General features: G+C 65.7%; 15 protein-coding genes. 11 read left to right on the forward strand and 4 right to left on the reverse strand.

Annotated elements, in window-relative coordinates; translation table 11 throughout:
• The 4 genes from I0Q12_RS31915 to I0Q12_RS04130 form a co-directional block, all read left to right on the forward strand.
• Window positions 1-180 (forward strand): hypothetical protein (locus I0Q12_RS31915; RefSeq protein ID WP_231609964.1); only part of this gene is annotated, 180 nt, incomplete at its 5' end.
• The gene (locus tag I0Q12_RS04120) at window positions 177-986 is read left to right on the forward strand and encodes an enoyl-CoA hydratase/isomerase family protein (protein ID WP_197250716.1); all 810 of its coding nucleotides are present in this window, start codon (window positions 177-179) and stop codon (window positions 984-986) included. The genes I0Q12_RS31915 and I0Q12_RS04120, both read left to right, overlap by 4 nt.
• A gap of 14 nt (window positions 987-1,000) precedes the next feature.
• A complete protein-coding gene (locus I0Q12_RS04125) occupies window positions 1,001-1,843 on the forward strand; it encodes an enoyl-CoA hydratase/isomerase family protein (protein ID WP_197250717.1) in 843 nt (280 codons plus the stop codon).
• Between the two features lie 82 nt (window positions 1,844-1,925).
• The gene (locus tag I0Q12_RS04130; RefSeq protein ID WP_197250718.1) at window positions 1,926-2,960 is read left to right on the forward strand and encodes a phosphotransferase family protein; all 1,035 of its coding nucleotides are present in this window, start codon (window positions 1,926-1,928) and stop codon (window positions 2,958-2,960) included.
• Window positions 2,961-2,992: 32 nt separating this feature from the next.
• On the opposite strand, the gene I0Q12_RS04135 is transcribed toward I0Q12_RS04130, so the two are convergent.
• Entirely contained in the window at window positions 2,993-3,838 is an 846-nt protein-coding gene (locus I0Q12_RS04135; RefSeq protein WP_197250719.1) for a PaaX family transcriptional regulator C-terminal domain-containing protein, read from the reverse strand.
• An 82-nt stretch (window positions 3,839-3,920) separates the two neighbouring features.
• Window positions 3,921-5,030 carry a CaiB/BaiF CoA-transferase family protein gene (locus I0Q12_RS04140; protein ID WP_197250720.1) on the reverse strand — a complete coding sequence of 370 codons (1,110 nt, stop codon included), beginning with the start codon at window positions 5,028-5,030 and terminating at the stop codon, window positions 3,921-3,923.
• 158 nt (window positions 5,031-5,188) lie between these two features.
• Here I0Q12_RS04140 and I0Q12_RS04145 point away from each other — a divergent pair, with 158 nt between their 5' ends.
• From I0Q12_RS04145 to I0Q12_RS04170, 7 genes are all read left to right on the forward strand, one after another.
• Window positions 5,189-6,337 carry a 2-hydroxyacyl-CoA dehydratase subunit D gene (locus I0Q12_RS04145; RefSeq protein ID WP_231609965.1) on the forward strand — a complete coding sequence of 383 codons (1,149 nt, stop codon included), beginning with the start codon at window positions 5,189-5,191 and terminating at the stop codon, window positions 6,335-6,337.
• Window positions 6,338-6,366: 29 nt separating this feature from the next.
• Complete coding sequence (locus I0Q12_RS04150; RefSeq protein WP_197250722.1) at window positions 6,367-7,707, forward strand: 2-hydroxyacyl-CoA dehydratase subunit D; 1,341 nt, start codon at window positions 6,367-6,369, stop codon at window positions 7,705-7,707.
• Window positions 7,708-7,738: 31 nt separating this feature from the next.
• Complete coding sequence (locus I0Q12_RS04155) at window positions 7,739-8,692, forward strand: acyl-CoA dehydratase activase (RefSeq protein ID WP_197250723.1); 954 nt, start codon at window positions 7,739-7,741, stop codon at window positions 8,690-8,692.
• 2 nt (window positions 8,693-8,694) lie between these two features.
• A complete protein-coding gene (locus I0Q12_RS04160; RefSeq protein ID WP_197250756.1) occupies window positions 8,695-9,492 on the forward strand; it encodes an SDR family NAD(P)-dependent oxidoreductase in 798 nt (265 codons plus the stop codon).
• 234 nt (window positions 9,493-9,726) lie between these two features.
• Window positions 9,727-11,154 carry an AMP-binding protein gene (locus tag I0Q12_RS04165; protein ID WP_231609966.1) on the forward strand — a complete coding sequence of 476 codons (1,428 nt, stop codon included), beginning with the start codon at window positions 9,727-9,729 and terminating at the stop codon, window positions 11,152-11,154.
• A complete protein-coding gene (locus tag I0Q12_RS31920) occupies window positions 11,151-11,387 on the forward strand; it encodes a hypothetical protein (RefSeq protein WP_231609967.1) in 237 nt (78 codons plus the stop codon). Before I0Q12_RS04165 ends, I0Q12_RS31920 begins: the two co-directional genes overlap by 4 nt.
• Window positions 11,388-11,442: 55 nt before the next feature.
• The gene (locus I0Q12_RS04170) at window positions 11,443-12,666 is read left to right on the forward strand and encodes an acyl-CoA dehydrogenase family protein (protein ID WP_197250724.1); all 1,224 of its coding nucleotides are present in this window, start codon (window positions 11,443-11,445) and stop codon (window positions 12,664-12,666) included.
• Window positions 12,667-12,817: 151 nt separating this feature from the next.
• On the opposite strand, the gene I0Q12_RS04175 is transcribed toward I0Q12_RS04170, so the two are convergent.
• Window positions 12,818-13,831 carry a hypothetical protein gene (locus I0Q12_RS04175; RefSeq protein WP_197250725.1) on the reverse strand — a complete coding sequence of 338 codons (1,014 nt, stop codon included), beginning with the start codon at window positions 13,829-13,831 and terminating at the stop codon, window positions 12,818-12,820.
• Window positions 13,832-13,857: 26 nt separating this feature from the next.
• Window positions 13,858-14,896 (reverse strand): MFS transporter (locus tag I0Q12_RS04180; RefSeq protein WP_231609968.1); only part of this gene is annotated, 1,039 nt, incomplete at its 5' end.

Raw genomic sequence — 14,896 nt, forward strand, 5'->3', positions numbered from 1 at the left:
CCGCCGACGCCGGGGGAGCACACCCTCGAGATCCTGAGCGACTGGGGAATCGACCCCGGCCGCACCGACCGTTGGCTGCGTTCCGGTGCGGTACGACAAGCCCCCGCCGAGGACAGCCCGATCACACCTACTCACGGCGACCACCTGGACCGCCGGACCGAAGAAGGAGCGAACACGTGACCGAACCGACGACATGGGAAACGTTCACGCTCGAACGACCCGAACCCGGGATCGCCGTTGTGACGTTGAACCGTCCCGAACGAATGAACTCGATGACGAACACGATGTTCGTCGAACTCGAAAAGGTTGCGCTGCAACTCGATCGCGAAGACGGCCTGCGTGTGGTCATTCTTACCGGGGCCGGTAAGGCGTTCTGTGGCGGGTTCGATCTCGACGACGCCGAAGGGCTGTCGTCGTTGACGCCGATGGGGATGCTCGATCAGCAGGAAATGGCGGCGCGAGCGCTCTCGGCGATTCGCGGCATCCGTGTGCCGGTGATCGCGGCGGTCAACGGCGCGGCGGCCGGGGGAGGACTGTCGCTGTCCCTGGCTGCCGACATCCGGATCGGTTCGCCGGCCGCGCGATTCAACGCGGCGTTCGTGCGAATCGGTCTTTCGGCCGGGGACCTGGGCGCTTCCTGGCACCTGACTCGGTTGATCGGTCCGGCGCGGGCCGCGGAGTTCGCGTACACGGGCCGCTTCATCGAAGCTGTGGAGGCGGAGTCGCTCGGGCTGCTGAATGCGGTGGTGCCCGCCGAGTCGCTGCTCGACGAGGCGCTGTCGATGGCACGCTTGATCTGCGCGAATTCGCCTGCCGGCGTGCAGCTGTCGAAGCGCGCACTGCACGCGAACATGGAGGTGTCGTCCTACGCCGCGGCGCTCGAACTGGAGAACCGGGGTCAGGCGCTGCTCACCCGTGGTGAGGACATGCCCGAAGCGCTGGCCGCGTTCAAGGACAAGCGCAGCCCGAAGTTCACGGGTCGGTGATCGAGGTGACGCAGATGGAGACGCGGGAGAATACGTCAGTGCTGAGCAACTACGAGCCGCCCCGGCTCGAGACTCTCACCCTCGAGGTCCTCGAGGGCAAGATCGCCGTTCTCACGATCAACCGGCCCGACCGGATGAACTCGATGGTCGTGAAGATGTTCGAAGAGTTCAACACCGCTGCATACGCATTGCGCGACACCGACGCGCGGGCGCTGATCCTGCGCGGTGCGGGGGATCGGGCTTTCTGCGCCGGGTTCGACCTGGACGAGATCGGTGTGATCACCGAAATGGGGGTGCGGGAATTCCTGAAGTTCCAGGAGACCGCGACCGGGGGCCTGGCCGCGCTGCGGCATCTGCCGTTCCCGGTGATCGCCGCGATCCACGGTGCTGCCTCCGGCGGCGGTATGTCGCTCGCCCTGACTGCCGACATCCGGCTGGTCGCCCCGACTGCGAAGTTCAACGCGGCCTTCGTGAAGGTCGGGTTGTCCGTTGGGGAACTCGGCACTTCCTGGCAACTGACCCGGCTCGTCGGGCCGGGCCGGGCAGCGGAGATCGCGTACACGGCACGCTTCGTCGGCGCGGAGGAGGCGGTCCGGATCGGGCTTGCCAACCGGGTGGTGCCGAGCGAGAACCTCTTCGACGAGGCCATTGCATTGGCCGAGACGATCGCGACGAATTCCCCCGGCGGGATTCGGATGTCGAAGCGCGCGCTGCAGCGGAACCAGGAAGTGACCTCGTACGCGGCGGCGCTCGAGCTGGAGAACCGGGGGCAGGCGCTGCTCACCCGTGGTGAGGACATGCCCGAAGCGTTGGCCGCATTCAAGGAGAAGCGAGCTCCGCGCTTCACCGGGGCATAGACGTCGGCGAACGACCGACTGCATGCAGTTGCCCGGGACCGGGCGGCACGGGCCGGTGGCACGATCTGATGGAGGCGAGCATATGACCTGGGAATGGACTCCCGAAACCCTCGGCGCGTTGGAACGATTCCTGCGTGAGCGCGGTATCACCGACGGGCCGCTGACAGCGGACCGTATCGGTGACGGGCATTCCAATCTGACGTACTTGGTGTCCGATGGGGTACGCCGGGTGATCGTTCGCCGGCCGCCGCCGCCCCCCGTCCCGCCGGGGGCCCACGACATGCTGCGCGAGGCACGGCTCGTCGGTGCACTCGCCGGCAGCGGCGTACCGGTGGCGGCCGTGCTGGCTGTCGGTCGGACCGGCGACGTGCTCGACGTCCCGTTCTACGTGATGGACTACGTGGCCGGTCCGGTGGTCACCACAGAGACCCCGGCAGCACTGAGCGCACCGGCCGATCGTCGCCGGATCGGTGAGGCGCTGATCGACACCCTCGCCGCTCTGCACGCGGTCGACTGGCAGGCTGCCGGTCTCGGTGACCTCGGCCGGCCCGACGGATTCAACGAGCGTCACCTGCGTCGCATGGGCCGACTGGTGGCGGCCGAGGACGGGACGCCGCCGCCGGAGTTCGCGGAGATCGACGCGTGGCTCGCCGCCCACGTTCCGGCCGAGTCCGGTGCGGCGATCATCCACAACGACTACCGCATCGGCAACGTCATCCTCGCTGCCGCGCCGCCGGGACGTATTGCGGCGGTGCTGGATTGGGAGCTCGCGACGATCGGTGACCCACTGTTCGATCTCGGGTACTTCCTCGCGTCGTATCCCGTCGAAGGACAGGACCGCACGCCGACCGAGGACCTCGGTGTCGCCGTCCTCGAAGAGGGCTACCCGACCCGCGACGAACTCGCCCAGCGGTATGCGGCTGCCACCGGCGCCGATCTGTCGAACCTCGACTGGTATACCGCCTTGGCTCTGTGGAAGCTGGCGGTGCTGTACGAGTACGGGCGGCGCCGGGCCGTCGCCGGCGTGGGGGATCAGTACTACCGCGACGGCGCCCTGGTGCGGGCCTTCCTCGACGCCGCTCACCGGGCGGCGGGCCTGACCGCGGCCGGCGTCTGATCGGGTCGGGACGGGCACCGGCCCGGTGGTCGCTACTCGATGCCCGCGATTTCGCGCCAACGAGCGTGTGCTGCCGGGGTCCACTCGGTACGCAGATCGCGTAGTCGCTTCGCCGCTTGCAATCCGGCCCAGTCCGGCAGCAGCACCTCGGGCAGCCGGGGATCGAGGTAGGGCATCCGGCGCAGGGAATCGGCCAGCTGCAGGTGGGTGATCAGCAACTCGTCGGCGGAGCTGAATTCGCGCACGTCGAAGCGGGTGAGCAACTCGTCGTAGACCTTCTCGGCCTCGCCGAGATCCCAGGACCGCCGGACGAGTTCGGCTTCGGTGATACCCGGCTGGCCGATGGGGCCGACGAACGTGACCGTGTTGTCGGTCAATCCGAGAGACTCGATCGTCCTGGCGGCCTCGGCGGCACGATCGATGTGGGGGGTCACCCAGACGCCGGGGGTCGGGTTTCCGAAGCCGGCCCACCGCAATGCCGCATACAGTTTCTTCCGGCTCGAGCGGTGTGATTCGGGAACCGGGACGTTGATGACCAGCCAGCGTCCGTCCCATTGGGTGGCGTCGACTTCGGGGGGGAACACGCGCATGTCGCCTTCGGCGAACAGGCGGTGCGCTTTCTCGGTCAGGTGCCACAAGGTTTCCCGACCGACCCGCTGCGCGGCAATCAACCCGGACGAGCCTGTGCGGGCCAGCGCCTGCCGTGCCGCGGGCTCACCGAATCCGAGACCCCTCAGGACGTAGAGCAGCGCCGCGGTACGGACCGGCCGACCGCACGGTTCGACCAACTCGCCGAGCACCGTCACAAGCACGGATCGGGCGCTGCGGGCGGGGGGTGAGTCCTTGTCGGATACGGACCCGATGTCGGGATCAGTCATAGGTACATCGTCGCGCAGGCGGTCGGAGCCACGCCACACGCCCCGCACTGCCGACGGTGCGGGGCCGGCGGGCTGCCGCGCATCAGTGCGCGCCCTCGACGACGCCCCAGTCGCGTAGTACCGCGGCGGTGTCGGCGCCGGGTGCGCGGGGTGCCGAGTACGTTGCCGGCGCCGCGTTCGAGAAGCGCGGCGATGCCGCGGGCTGACGTTGTCCGAACGATTCGACGATTGTTCCGCGTGCGGCGATGTGCGGGTGCGTGGCGACCTCCTCCAGGGCGAGCACCGGCGTGAGGCATGCGTCGAGGGGGGCGAAATGGTCCACCCATCGGTCGCGATCGTGTGCCCGGAAGATCTCGGCGAACCGGGCGCGCAGCATGGGCCAGGTGCTGCGATCGTATTGGTCCGGAAGGTCGGCCTGATCGAGTCCGAGGCCCGTGAGTAGTTGTGCGTAGAAGGCCGGTTCGACTGCGCCGACTGCGACGTACCGCCCGTCGGCGCATTCGTAGGTGTCGTAGAACGGGGCGCCGCTGTCGACGACGTTGGTGCCTCGGTCGGCGGACCACAGTCCGTTCTCGGTCAGCGTCCAGTACATCGTCATCAGTGTGCTGACGCCGTCGACCATCGCGACATCGACGACGTCACCCTGCCCGGACCGCTCCCGGGCATAGAGGGCGCCGAGGATGCCGGTGATCGCCAGCATCGATCCGCCTCCCAGGTCGGCGACCAGGTTGAGTGGTGCCAGTGGGCGTTCGCCTTTGCGTCCGATCGCGTTCAACGCCCCGGTGAGGGCGAGGTAGTTGATGTCGTGCCCGGCGTAGGCGGCCAGTGGGCCGTCCTGTCCCCATCCGGTGATCCGGGCGTAGACGAGTCGGGGATTGCGTGCTCGGCACACTTCGGGGCCGATGCCGAGGCGCTCTGCCGCGCCGGGGCGATAGCCCTCGATGAGCACGTCGGCATTGTCGACGAGCCTGAGCACGCGCTGCAGATCGTCGGGATCTTTCAGATCGGCGTGCACCGATCGGCGGTTGCGCAAGCCGGCGTCCTGTTCCACGGGTACGAGTTGGTTGACCCCGCCGGGGCGTTCGATCCGAACGACGTCTGCCCCGAGATCGGCCAGCAACATTGCGGTATGGGGCGACGGGCCGATCCCGGCCAGTTCGACCACCCGCAGTCCGTCGAGTACACGCGTCATCTTCTACCTCCGAACGACCCAATGTTTGACAACTCTGGATACTAACTATCAAATTAAGTATTATCTAGCTCGATGCCGCAGCAGTACACCGACTTGTCGCTTCCGGCATCCATCGACGAATCCGAGGGCGAAACGTGAACAGACTCAGTCCAGAACCGATGGCGACTCTGCGTGCCGCGGCCGACGATCCCGTCGACTACGCGCAGACATGGAAGGCGACCCACGAAGGCGGCGTGATCGGCTCCTTCCCGATGAACTTTCCATCCGAACTCGTGCACGCCGCCGGCGCCCTTCCGGTGCTCATCCAGGAAAGCCGCATCCCGATCACCGAGGGACGCAACCTGCTCGCCGAGTTCTACTGCGGATACACCCGCAGTGTCGCCGATCAGGCGGCGCTCGGTCGGCTCGACGTCTTCGACGCCATCGTGGCGGCGGACCACTGCGTGCAGCTGCTCGGCGCGGTCGACGTGATCCGATGGGCGCGACCCGAGAAACCGGTGCACTTCGCCCAGCTCACCAGCGCCATGGACGATGCATGGACCAGACCTCGGGTGGCGGGGCGAATCGGCGAACTCGCGGCCGAGATCGAAGCTGCCCTTGGAGTTTCGATCACGGCCGACGCCTTGAGCGCCAGCATCCGGGCGTTCAACGCCAATCGGCGGCTGCTGCGCGAGTTCTACGAACTGCGTCGCTCCGGTCGGCTCCGCATCACCGCGAGCGAAATGCAGGTGCTGGTGAAGTCGAGCATGGTGATGGACATCGCCGAACACACCGCCGTCCTCGAACGCCTTCTCGACGGGATCGACCCGGCCGACGACGGGCAGCCCGACGCGGTCAGGCTCTACCTGTCCGGCCACTTCTGCCACGCCCCGCGGCCCGAACTCCTGGACGTGATCGAGGAGACCGGGGTGATCGTGGTCGCCGACGACCTGTACACCGGATATCGCTACATCTCCACCGATGTGCCCGAGAACGGTGATCCGTTCGAGGCGCTGTCGAACTGGTATCTGCAGCGAAACCTCAACGCCCCGTGCCCAACCCGAGTGACCACTCAGGTCGACTGGGACCGATATCTGATCGACGAACTCGCCCGCAGCAATGCGAACGGCGTGATCGTGATGATGGCGAAGTTCTGCGAACCGCACATGCTCTACTACCCGGAACTTCGGAAAGCACTGGAGACCAACAGAATCCCCGTGCTCCTCATCGAGACCGAGCATGAGGGCAATCCTGTGGAAACGCTCCGGACCAGGGTCGAGACCTTTGTCGAGCGAATCCGTCGGCAGCACGTGCCGGCGCTGTCCTGAAACCCGCTCGACCACTGAGGGAGATCACGATGACTGTTGCACAACCGCGCAAGGACAAGGCGAATCGCCTGTCCAGTACCCGCGCCGGCGGCAAGCTGGTCGCGGACTACTGGGAGAACATTTTCACCGCGAAGGAGCGCGGAAAGCACGTCGTCTGGTACAACGGCGCCGCGTTGAACCCGCTCTTCCAGGCGGCCGGCCTCGAATGGTGCCATGGTGAGGCGTTTGCCGCACGACTGGCCGCCCAGCACCTCGAGGGTCCGGCCCAGGCCGCCGGGGCCGAGTACGGCTACATCAACGAGCTGTGCTCGTACGCCCGCACCCACCTCGGGTGCGCCGTCCTGACGCACCAGAACAACAATCGGAGCGAGACCGGCGTCGTGGGCCTGACCGACCAGCAGGAGCTCGCCGGCAAGTTGCCGGCCCCGGACTTCTTCGTCAACGGGTATGCCGGCTGCAGCACCGGACAGCAGTGGGACGCCATGACGTATCGAGTGTTCGATCGCGCACTGCCCCTGTTCAACGTCTCGATTCCGATGTTGTGGGGCAACAAGCCCGACGCGGGATACATGCGGGGCGAGGAGTGGATCGAGGTCGGCAAGTACGTCGAGGGCCAGCTCCGGGAACTGATCGACTTCCTGGAGTACCAGACCGGCCGGCCGTTCGACTGGGATGCGCTCAGCGAAAGCATGTCGTACATCAAGCGAGCTTCGGAGTTGCGCCTCGAAGGCATGGAACTGTGCCGAAAGGCACCCACCCCGGCGACCTACTGGGACTGGGTGGCGAGCATCGCGCCGATCAACTTCCTGCCCGGCAATCAGGATCTCGTGGACTACTTCGCCGGGGTGAAGGCCGAGATCGAACAGCGGATCACCGATGGTGTCAGCGCCGTGGAGAACGAGCGTTACCGGGTCTACTTCGACGGGATCATGAACTGGAACAAGCTCGGATTCCTGACCAGGAAGTTCGCCGAGTACGACGTAGCCGTGGTGGCCGGCCGATACACCCACGAATCCTTCTGGCAGGAACCGCAGCTCATCGATGTCGACAACCCGCTGCTCGGTATGGCACAGCACTACCTGCTCTGCCCTCTGAACCACGGGCTGAAGAACCTGCGGGAGCTGTTGCTACGTCGTCTCGACGAATACGCGATCGACGGCATCGCCTTCCACTCCACCCGAACCTGTCGGGCGATGACCAACCCCCAGTCCATGCTCGCCCGGGCTGCCGAGACCGAGCGCGGAGTCAAGTCGTTCTTCTTCGAGGGGGACGTTGCCGACGCATCGTTCTACAACGACGAGTTGTTCGACAGTCGCCTCGAAGCGATGCTCGAAGCGATCGACGTGCAGCGGATGAGGTCCGCGGTCTAGCGCGACGCCCTACCGGGAAGAGGCGAGTGTGATGAGTACCGACAAATGGTTCGTCATGGGCGTCGATCTGGGATCGACGACCGCGAAGGCTGCCGTCGTCGATCAGGACGGGGCGTTGTGCGGGACGGATGTCGTGCAGATGGGCGCTGTGAGCCGCGAAGCTGTCGCCCGCGCGATCGAGGGTGCCTCGATCGCGGCGGGAGTGCCACGCGAGGCCATTCGGCGGACGGTGAGCACCGGGTACGGCCGCCGATTGGTGCCGGGCGCCGACCGCACCTTCACCGAGATCACCTGTCATGCGCGCGGCGCAGCGGCACTGCGTCCGGGGGTTCGGCTCGTCATCGACATCGGCGGCCAGGACAGCAAGGCGATCATCGTCGACGACGACGGACTGGTGGAACGTTTCGCCATGAACGACCGCTGTGCGAGCGGAACGGGCCGATTCTTCGATGTGCTGGCCCGCGCGCTCGAGGTCGACATCGACGCGGTGGGCGAGCTTGCGCTCACCGGTGCCGACGGCCTCGAGGTCAGCAGTATGTGTGCCACGTTCGCCGAAACCGAAGTGATTTCTCTGCTCGCGCAAGGGCAGGACAAGGCCGACATCGCCGCTTCTGTGCACCGTGCGGTCGCGGCGCGCACCCTCGCGTTGGTCGCTCAGGTCGGTAGGGCGACACCGGCGGTGATGACCGGCGGTGTCGCCAAGAACCCGGCTGCGATCCGTTGTGTATCGGAGGCATTGAGACACCCGATCGAGGTGCTCGACCAGCCGCAGATCGCCGGTGCCTACGGCGCGGGGTTGCTCGCACGCGACGAATATCGCGGCGCCCGAACGGCTCCGACCGCGCGCGATGCTGCGACGGAGACGAAGATGGCATCGAGCAGTCCGGGCGGTCGGCGGCACTGTGCGAGTTGCGACGGTGTCCTGGACGGTAATCATGTGCACGCCGGGGGACCGGTGATGCTCGATCTGCAGAGGAACGATTGACGATGAACGAACCGAGTGATTTCCGGGTACCGGTTCCGGCCGAGTCGACGATCTACATCGTCGGGGGAACAAGTGGCGTCGGGCTCGAGGTGGCTCGCCGATTCGTGCGCGCGGGTGCTCAGCGGATCGGTCTGATCGGTCGCAATGTCGAACGCGGAGAGAAAGCAGCACAGCATATTCGAACGCTCGCGCCCGGTGTGTGGTGTCTGTTCGCCGCGGCCGATGTGAACGTTCCCGGGGAGGCGGTGCGGGTGGTGGCGGAACTCACGGATTCACTCGGTGCTGCCGACATCGTCGTCAACAGCACGACGGGTTCGTTCAACCCGCGTCTGTTCCACGAGATGGATCCCGAGGATATCCCGGGAGTCCTGGTCAACCAGGCTCTCGGCCCCCTCAACATGTGCCGGGCTGTCCTGCCGGCGATGCGACAGCAGCGCGGCGGGGTGATTGTGAACATCGCCTCCGACGCGGCAAAGCACCCGACGCCCGGCGAGAGCGTGATCGGTGCGGCGATGGCGGCAATCGTCATGTTCACCAAAACGCTTGCGATGGAAGCTAAGAGGGACGGAATTCGGGTCAATGCCGTGACACCGTCGCTCATTCGCGACACCGGCGGTTTCGATCGTGTCATGTCCGAGCCGTTCAGCGCGAAGCTGTTCGAGAAGGCGAGCCGGCTCGCGTCGTTGGGGGTGGCGGAGCCGGGTGATGTTGCCGACCTCGTGCTGTTTCTCTGTAGTGCGCAGGCGCGGCGGATCACGGGGCAGGTGGTCAGTCCGAACGGGGGGATTTCCGCGGGATAGTGGTTGCAGCGAGAAGCCGGTCGAGGTGTGAACCTCGGCCGGCTTCAAGTGTTTCGGGATGGAACCGGAGATTTCGCCGATCAAAATGTTTGACACAATTGTAGCGGAAGTCCCCTGATTGGTACTATATTTGGTGTGACCGCGATTACACTCCGAGGTGTCCGGTCGAGGACCCCGGGCGGTCCCTGCAGTCTTCCCTTCTTCCATCCCCCCAGCCGAAAGCAGGAGCACATCATGTCGCTAGAGATGTCCTATTGGCCGGCCTCCACAAGCACGGGCATTCGAGACATCACGTTCAGTGATCTTCTTCGGGAGGGGGTCGCGACCGTCCCCGACCGCGTCGCGCTCGTCGACGGCGTTGCCGACCCGGCGGACCGGCGGGAATGGACCTACCGCCAGTTGCTCGCAGACACCGAAGCGACCGCCCGCGCGTTGCTCACACACTTCCGCCCCGGCGATCGGATCGCGGTGTGGGCGCCCAATAGTGCCGACTGGGTGATCCTGCACCAGGCGATCGCGATGGCGGGCATGGTGCTGGTCGGCATCAACCCGGCATACCGGGCCCACGAGCTCGAGTACATCCTGCGGCAATCCAAGGCAGCCGGTCTCTTCTACCGCGAGTCCTACCGCGGCGCGGACCTGTCCGCGATTCTGGACGAGGTCCGGCCGACCCTGCCCGGACTGCACACAGTGGTATCGGGCAGCGAATGGGTCGAATTCGTGCGCACCGGCGATCCGACCACGCAGTTCCCGGCTGTCTCGCCGACGGACGCGGTGCAACTGCAGTACACCTCGGGCACCACCGGATTTCCGAAAGGCGCACTGCTGCACCACAAAGGCCTTGCCAACGAAGCCGCGTTCGTGTTCGAACGGGCCGGCCGGACAGACCCGCTGGTCTGCGTCAACGCCATGCCGATGTACCACATCGGAGGTGGCGGCGTCACAGAACTCGGCACGTTCGCCGCCCACGGAACCTACGTGATCCTGCCGGCCTTCGAGCCGGCCTTGATGCTCGAGATGATCGAGACCTATCGCGGCACGCACTCGTTGATGGTGCCCACGATGCTCATCGCCCTGCTCGACCATCCGGACCGGCACACCCGCGACCTGTCGAGCATCCACACCGTCATGTCCGGCGCCGCGGCAGTACCCGAGGCACTTGTCGACCGAGTCACCCGCGACCTGGACTGCCACTTCACCATCTTGTTCGGCCAGAGCGAGATGCACGGGGTGATCAGCCAGACGCGGATTACGGACACCGTCGTGGACCAGGCAACGACGGTGGGGCAGCCGCTGCCGGAACTCGAGGTCAAGATCGTCGACCCGGTCTCCGGCGAAATCGTTCCTGTCGGTGAGCAGGGCGAGGTGTGCTGCCGCGGCTACCAGGTGATGCTCGGATACTCGGACATGCCCGACGAAACCGCCGCGACCGTCGATGCGGACGGATGGCTGCGCATGGGCGATCTGGGTGTGATGGACAGCCGGGGCTTCCTCAAGATCACCGGTCGCCTCAAGGAGATGATCATCCGGGGCGGTCTCAACATCTATCCCAGGGAGATCGAGGAACTCCTCTACCGGCACCCCGCCGTCGCGGAGGTCGCGGTCATCGGTGTGTGCCGGACGAGAAATGGGGCGAACAGATCGGCGCCGTGGTGCGGATGAAGGACCCGGACTCGTTCCCCACCGCGGCGGACCTGAAATCCTGGCTCCGCGAGCGACTCGCCGCCCACAAGACACCCGCCCTGTGGTACTTCACCCGGTCCCTTCCCATGACACCGTCCGGCAAGATCCAGAAGTTCCGCGTGCAAGAGCAGATCGCCGACGGAACGCTGACCGCGGCACCGATGAACGACAGCGCCCCGGCCGAGCAGTCCTCGGCGGATCTGGTCTCGTGACGACGCCCCTATCGCAGCCGATGACCGAACCGGTAACCGACAAAGGGGTGACCCGTTGACACAGTTGCTGAACGCCGATGCACACGGTATCCGTGACGCGGTGCGGGCCTACGCAACGAAACGCCTGGCGCCCGGGTATCTCCAGCGCGCGAAGTCCTCCACGTTCCCGTGGGATCTGCATCGTGAGATCGCCGATCTGGGGATCTACGGTCTGCTCGCCGGAGAGGAGTACAACCCCCTCGAGCGGGAGGACTTCGTTGCGGCCGGCGTCGCCGTCGAGGAACTCGCCTACGCGGACTTCAACGTCGCCAACATGACGATTCCTGTCATGCTGATGAGCACGCTGATCCGGCACCACGCATCCGATGTTGTCGTCGGGAGGTGGCTGCCGCGCCTCGTTGCGGGCGAAACGTACGTTGCATTCGGCTTGACGGAACCCGAGACCGGATCCGACGCCGCCAATATCAAGACCGTCGCGCGAGCTACCGCAAACGGATACATCATTTCCGGCGAGAAGACATCGGTGACCATGCTTGCCGAGGCGGAAGCGATCATCCTTGCCGCACGGACGATCCGGGACGGCAAGGACGTCGGCGTGTCGACGTTCCTGGTGCCGCTCGACGCACGCGGCATTGCCACATCGGCGGTTCCGGATACAGGATGGGGCATCCTCGGTCGCGGGGTGCTGCATCTGGATGGTGTGGAGGTGCCGCCGGAGAACCTGATCGGTCTCGAAGGGCGTGCCTTCTCCCGCGTGCTGAACGGGTTCGACTTCACGCGGCCGCTGCTCGCGCTGACCGGACTCGGCGCGGCCCGGGCGTCCCTCGACGAGACAGCCGAGTACGTGCGCCGGCGCACGGCGTTCGGTGAGCCGTTGGCGAAGTTCGAGGGGGTGTCGTTTCCCATTGCCGAACACCTCACCAAGGTCGAGGCGGCCCGGTTGATCTGCTACGCGGCGCTCGAGAAGCGCACCCTCGGCCTGCCGCACACCAGCGATGCGGCGATGGCGAAGTGGTACGGCCCGCTCGTGGCGAGCGCAGCGGTCAAGGAATGCCTCCTCCTGCACGGCAACTACGGCTACTCGACGGAACTTCCGTTCGAGCAACGCCTGCGTGACGTGATGTCCGTCGAGATCGCCGACGGTACGGCACAGATCCAGAAGATCATCATCATGCGAGAAAAGTATGGGACCGACTTCGTTCCCTACGAGAGACGCGGCGCCGACGCGGTCTCCCCGGGGCAGAGGGGACCGGCTCATCCCGTGTCCGCTGTACCGTGAAATTCGTCGGGTTTCGCTCACCTGCCGACAGGGATACGGCCGGTCTTGCCGATCTCACGGTGCTGATGTGACGTCGTTCCGGAACACGTTGCGGCCCTGTGCTGTCCCTGCACCGACCGATCGGCGCAGGGACAGCACAGGGCCCGGTCCGTCACACCGAGGAAGGGCGGTAGGCGTAGGACGCCGAACGCGACAGGGCGAACTCAAAAATGCCGTATCCGGTCTGTCCGTTCCACTCGAACGTGCAGCATCGGTCCGTCAGGGCGGAGTCGAGAGTCGTCGGACCCACCGTCCCGTCGAGGGGATAGACATCGAACTCTTCGAAGTCGCGACCACGAACCTGTCCGTGGTGTCCGCCGTAACCGCCACCCGCCATGTATCCACCGCCTGCCGAGGCATCGGCATCGACACGGTAGGTCGCGCCGGTGGCGGTCACGATCTCCACTGTGCCGTGGAGAAGGTCGTTACCTGTCGTGAATGCCAGGCTGTGCCGGACGTCCGTGATGTCGTCGAGTCGCCCGTCGTCGTGCATGACGGCGCCTTCCAGCAGGATCCGTCCGCCGTGCCGGTCCTCGACGAGGAGGAATCCGAATGTGCGGTCAGGGAACTGGGCCTGATACCAGATGTGCAGGCCCTGGCCTCCGGACATGGTACGTACTCCGCGAGAACGGTCCCGCAGCCCGTACCAACCGGTGACATCGGTTGTGGTGCCGTCCAGCGTGAGCGTGCCCTGGTAGCGACCGGGCTGGAAGAGATGGTCGAACGAGGTGAGGTTTCCGTCGGTGTTCGTCACGTCCACGGATCCGAGCCAGTAGGGCGCCCGGGCGTGCCAGAGAAGGTCGAGTTCGAGTCCGGTTTTGTTCTCGTCGAGTCGGATTCGCCACGTGGTGTTGTCCTCGACGGTTTCCCATCGCAGAGGCCCGACGGAAGCTTTGTCGGTTGCGTCGTGTTCGGTGGAGACGCGGAGGTTGCGCTGCTCGGTTGCAGTGGTCAGCACGACGAAGCCGTCCACGACGTTCCGCGGCGGATAGACCCCGGCGCCGAGGATTACCGAGGGCGCGGCGCCGTCGTCCGGATGGAGGTTGAACATGAACCGGTCGAAGAACTTCTCCGGCATCTCCGAGGTGGACTGCGTTATCAGGGCGTCGTGGAATCCGTCGGTCATTGGTGCTCCTTCTGGTCGATGAGGCATCAGTGCGAAACCGGCGACGTTGTGGTCTCCCGGGCCGCTTCGGCAGCATCGACCTCTTTGTGGTTCAGGGTAAAGCGGTAGGAGCCCATCATCAGCAGGCAGGCGATGCCGATGCCGACCAGCACGATGATCGGGAGTGCCCCGGCGCGGTAGGACCCCGTGGCGCTGTATATCTGTCCGAGCAGGAAGATTCCGAAGGCTGCGCCTTGGGCGTAGAGGAAGTAGATGAATCCCAGCACCCGACCGTACGAATGCTTGGGGAAGTACCGGCTCACCATGTAGGCGGCGAGGTCGCCCTCGGATCCCAGCCCCAGGCCGATCAGTGCAGAGCCCATGACAAGCAGTCCTACCTCCGACGAGGTGATCATGAGGAAGACGCCGATCGCGCACAGCGCGAAGATGATCGAGCCGAGCAGGGGCGCGTAGAACCGGTCGAGCAGGTAGCCGACGAGCAGGCGAGCGAACATCGAGGACAGGCTGAGAACGGACAGGACGGACACGGCGGTGGTCTGGCTGATGCCCTTGTCGGTGGTCATCGGTACCACCTGCGACATCAGGCCGAAGGTGGCCGAGGACACCAGGAAGATGGCGACGGAGAGCAACCAGAACTGTCGGTATTTCCGGGCCACGGTGAGGAGAGATTCTCCGGCAACCCGGCCTTGCAGACGTGCAGCCTCGCGTTCGGCGTCGTGTTCGGCCGGCATCCGGGTGACGAATGCATAGACCGAAGCCGGAATGATCGTGCACACCGCGCCGATGACGAGGAAGGCCACACGCCAGCCGCCCATGCCCAGCACCCAGTTGGCGAGGTACGGCATCAATACCCCGCAGGCACCGAGACCGGCCATGAGGATGCCCAGCGCCATGCCGCGACGGTCCTGGAACCAAGCGCTCACCACGGTGGAGTGCGCTACCGGGTTTACCGCGCCGGCGCCGGCGCCGATCACGATGCAGAGCGCGAAGAAGAGCATTTCGTTGTTCGGCAGCGCGGCCATCAACATGAGGCCGATTCCGAAAGTCAGGGCCATCGGCACCGAA

Source organism: Rhodococcus sp. CX (genome assembly GCF_015865005.1).
In the GTDB taxonomy this organism is placed as follows: Bacteria; Actinomycetota; Actinomycetes; order Mycobacteriales; family Mycobacteriaceae; genus Rhodococcus.

What these genes read in the sequence shown, in the direction of transcription:
- I0Q12_RS04150 (WP_197250722.1), top strand. Translation starts at nt 6,367, where the DNA reads ATGACTGTTGCACAACCGCGCAAGGACAAGGCGAATCGCCTGTCCAGT.
- I0Q12_RS04145 (WP_231609965.1), top strand. Translation starts at nt 5,189, where the DNA reads ATGGCGACTCTGCGTGCCGCGGCCGACGATCCCGTCGACTACGCGCAG.
- I0Q12_RS04130 (WP_197250718.1), top strand. Translation starts at nt 1,926, where the DNA reads ATGACCTGGGAATGGACTCCCGAAACCCTCGGCGCGTTGGAACGATTC.
- I0Q12_RS04135 (WP_197250719.1), bottom strand. Translation starts at nt 3,838, where the DNA reads ATGACTGATCCCGACATCGGGTCCGTATCCGACAAGGACTCACCCCCC.
- I0Q12_RS04175 (WP_197250725.1), bottom strand. Translation starts at nt 13,831, where the DNA reads ATGACCGACGGATTCCACGACGCCCTGATAACGCAGTCCACCTCGGAG.
- I0Q12_RS04155 (WP_197250723.1), top strand. Translation starts at nt 7,739, where the DNA reads ATGAGTACCGACAAATGGTTCGTCATGGGCGTCGATCTGGGATCGACG.
- I0Q12_RS31920 (WP_231609967.1), top strand. Translation starts at nt 11,151, where the DNA reads ATGAAGGACCCGGACTCGTTCCCCACCGCGGCGGACCTGAAATCCTGG.
- I0Q12_RS04165 (WP_231609966.1), top strand. Translation starts at nt 9,727, where the DNA reads ATGTCGCTAGAGATGTCCTATTGGCCGGCCTCCACAAGCACGGGCATT.
- I0Q12_RS04160 (WP_197250756.1), top strand. Translation starts at nt 8,695, where the DNA reads ATGAACGAACCGAGTGATTTCCGGGTACCGGTTCCGGCCGAGTCGACG.
- I0Q12_RS04125 (WP_197250717.1), top strand. Translation starts at nt 1,001, where the DNA reads ATGGAGACGCGGGAGAATACGTCAGTGCTGAGCAACTACGAGCCGCCC.
- I0Q12_RS04140 (WP_197250720.1), bottom strand. Translation starts at nt 5,030, where the DNA reads ATGACGCGTGTACTCGACGGACTGCGGGTGGTCGAACTGGCCGGGATC.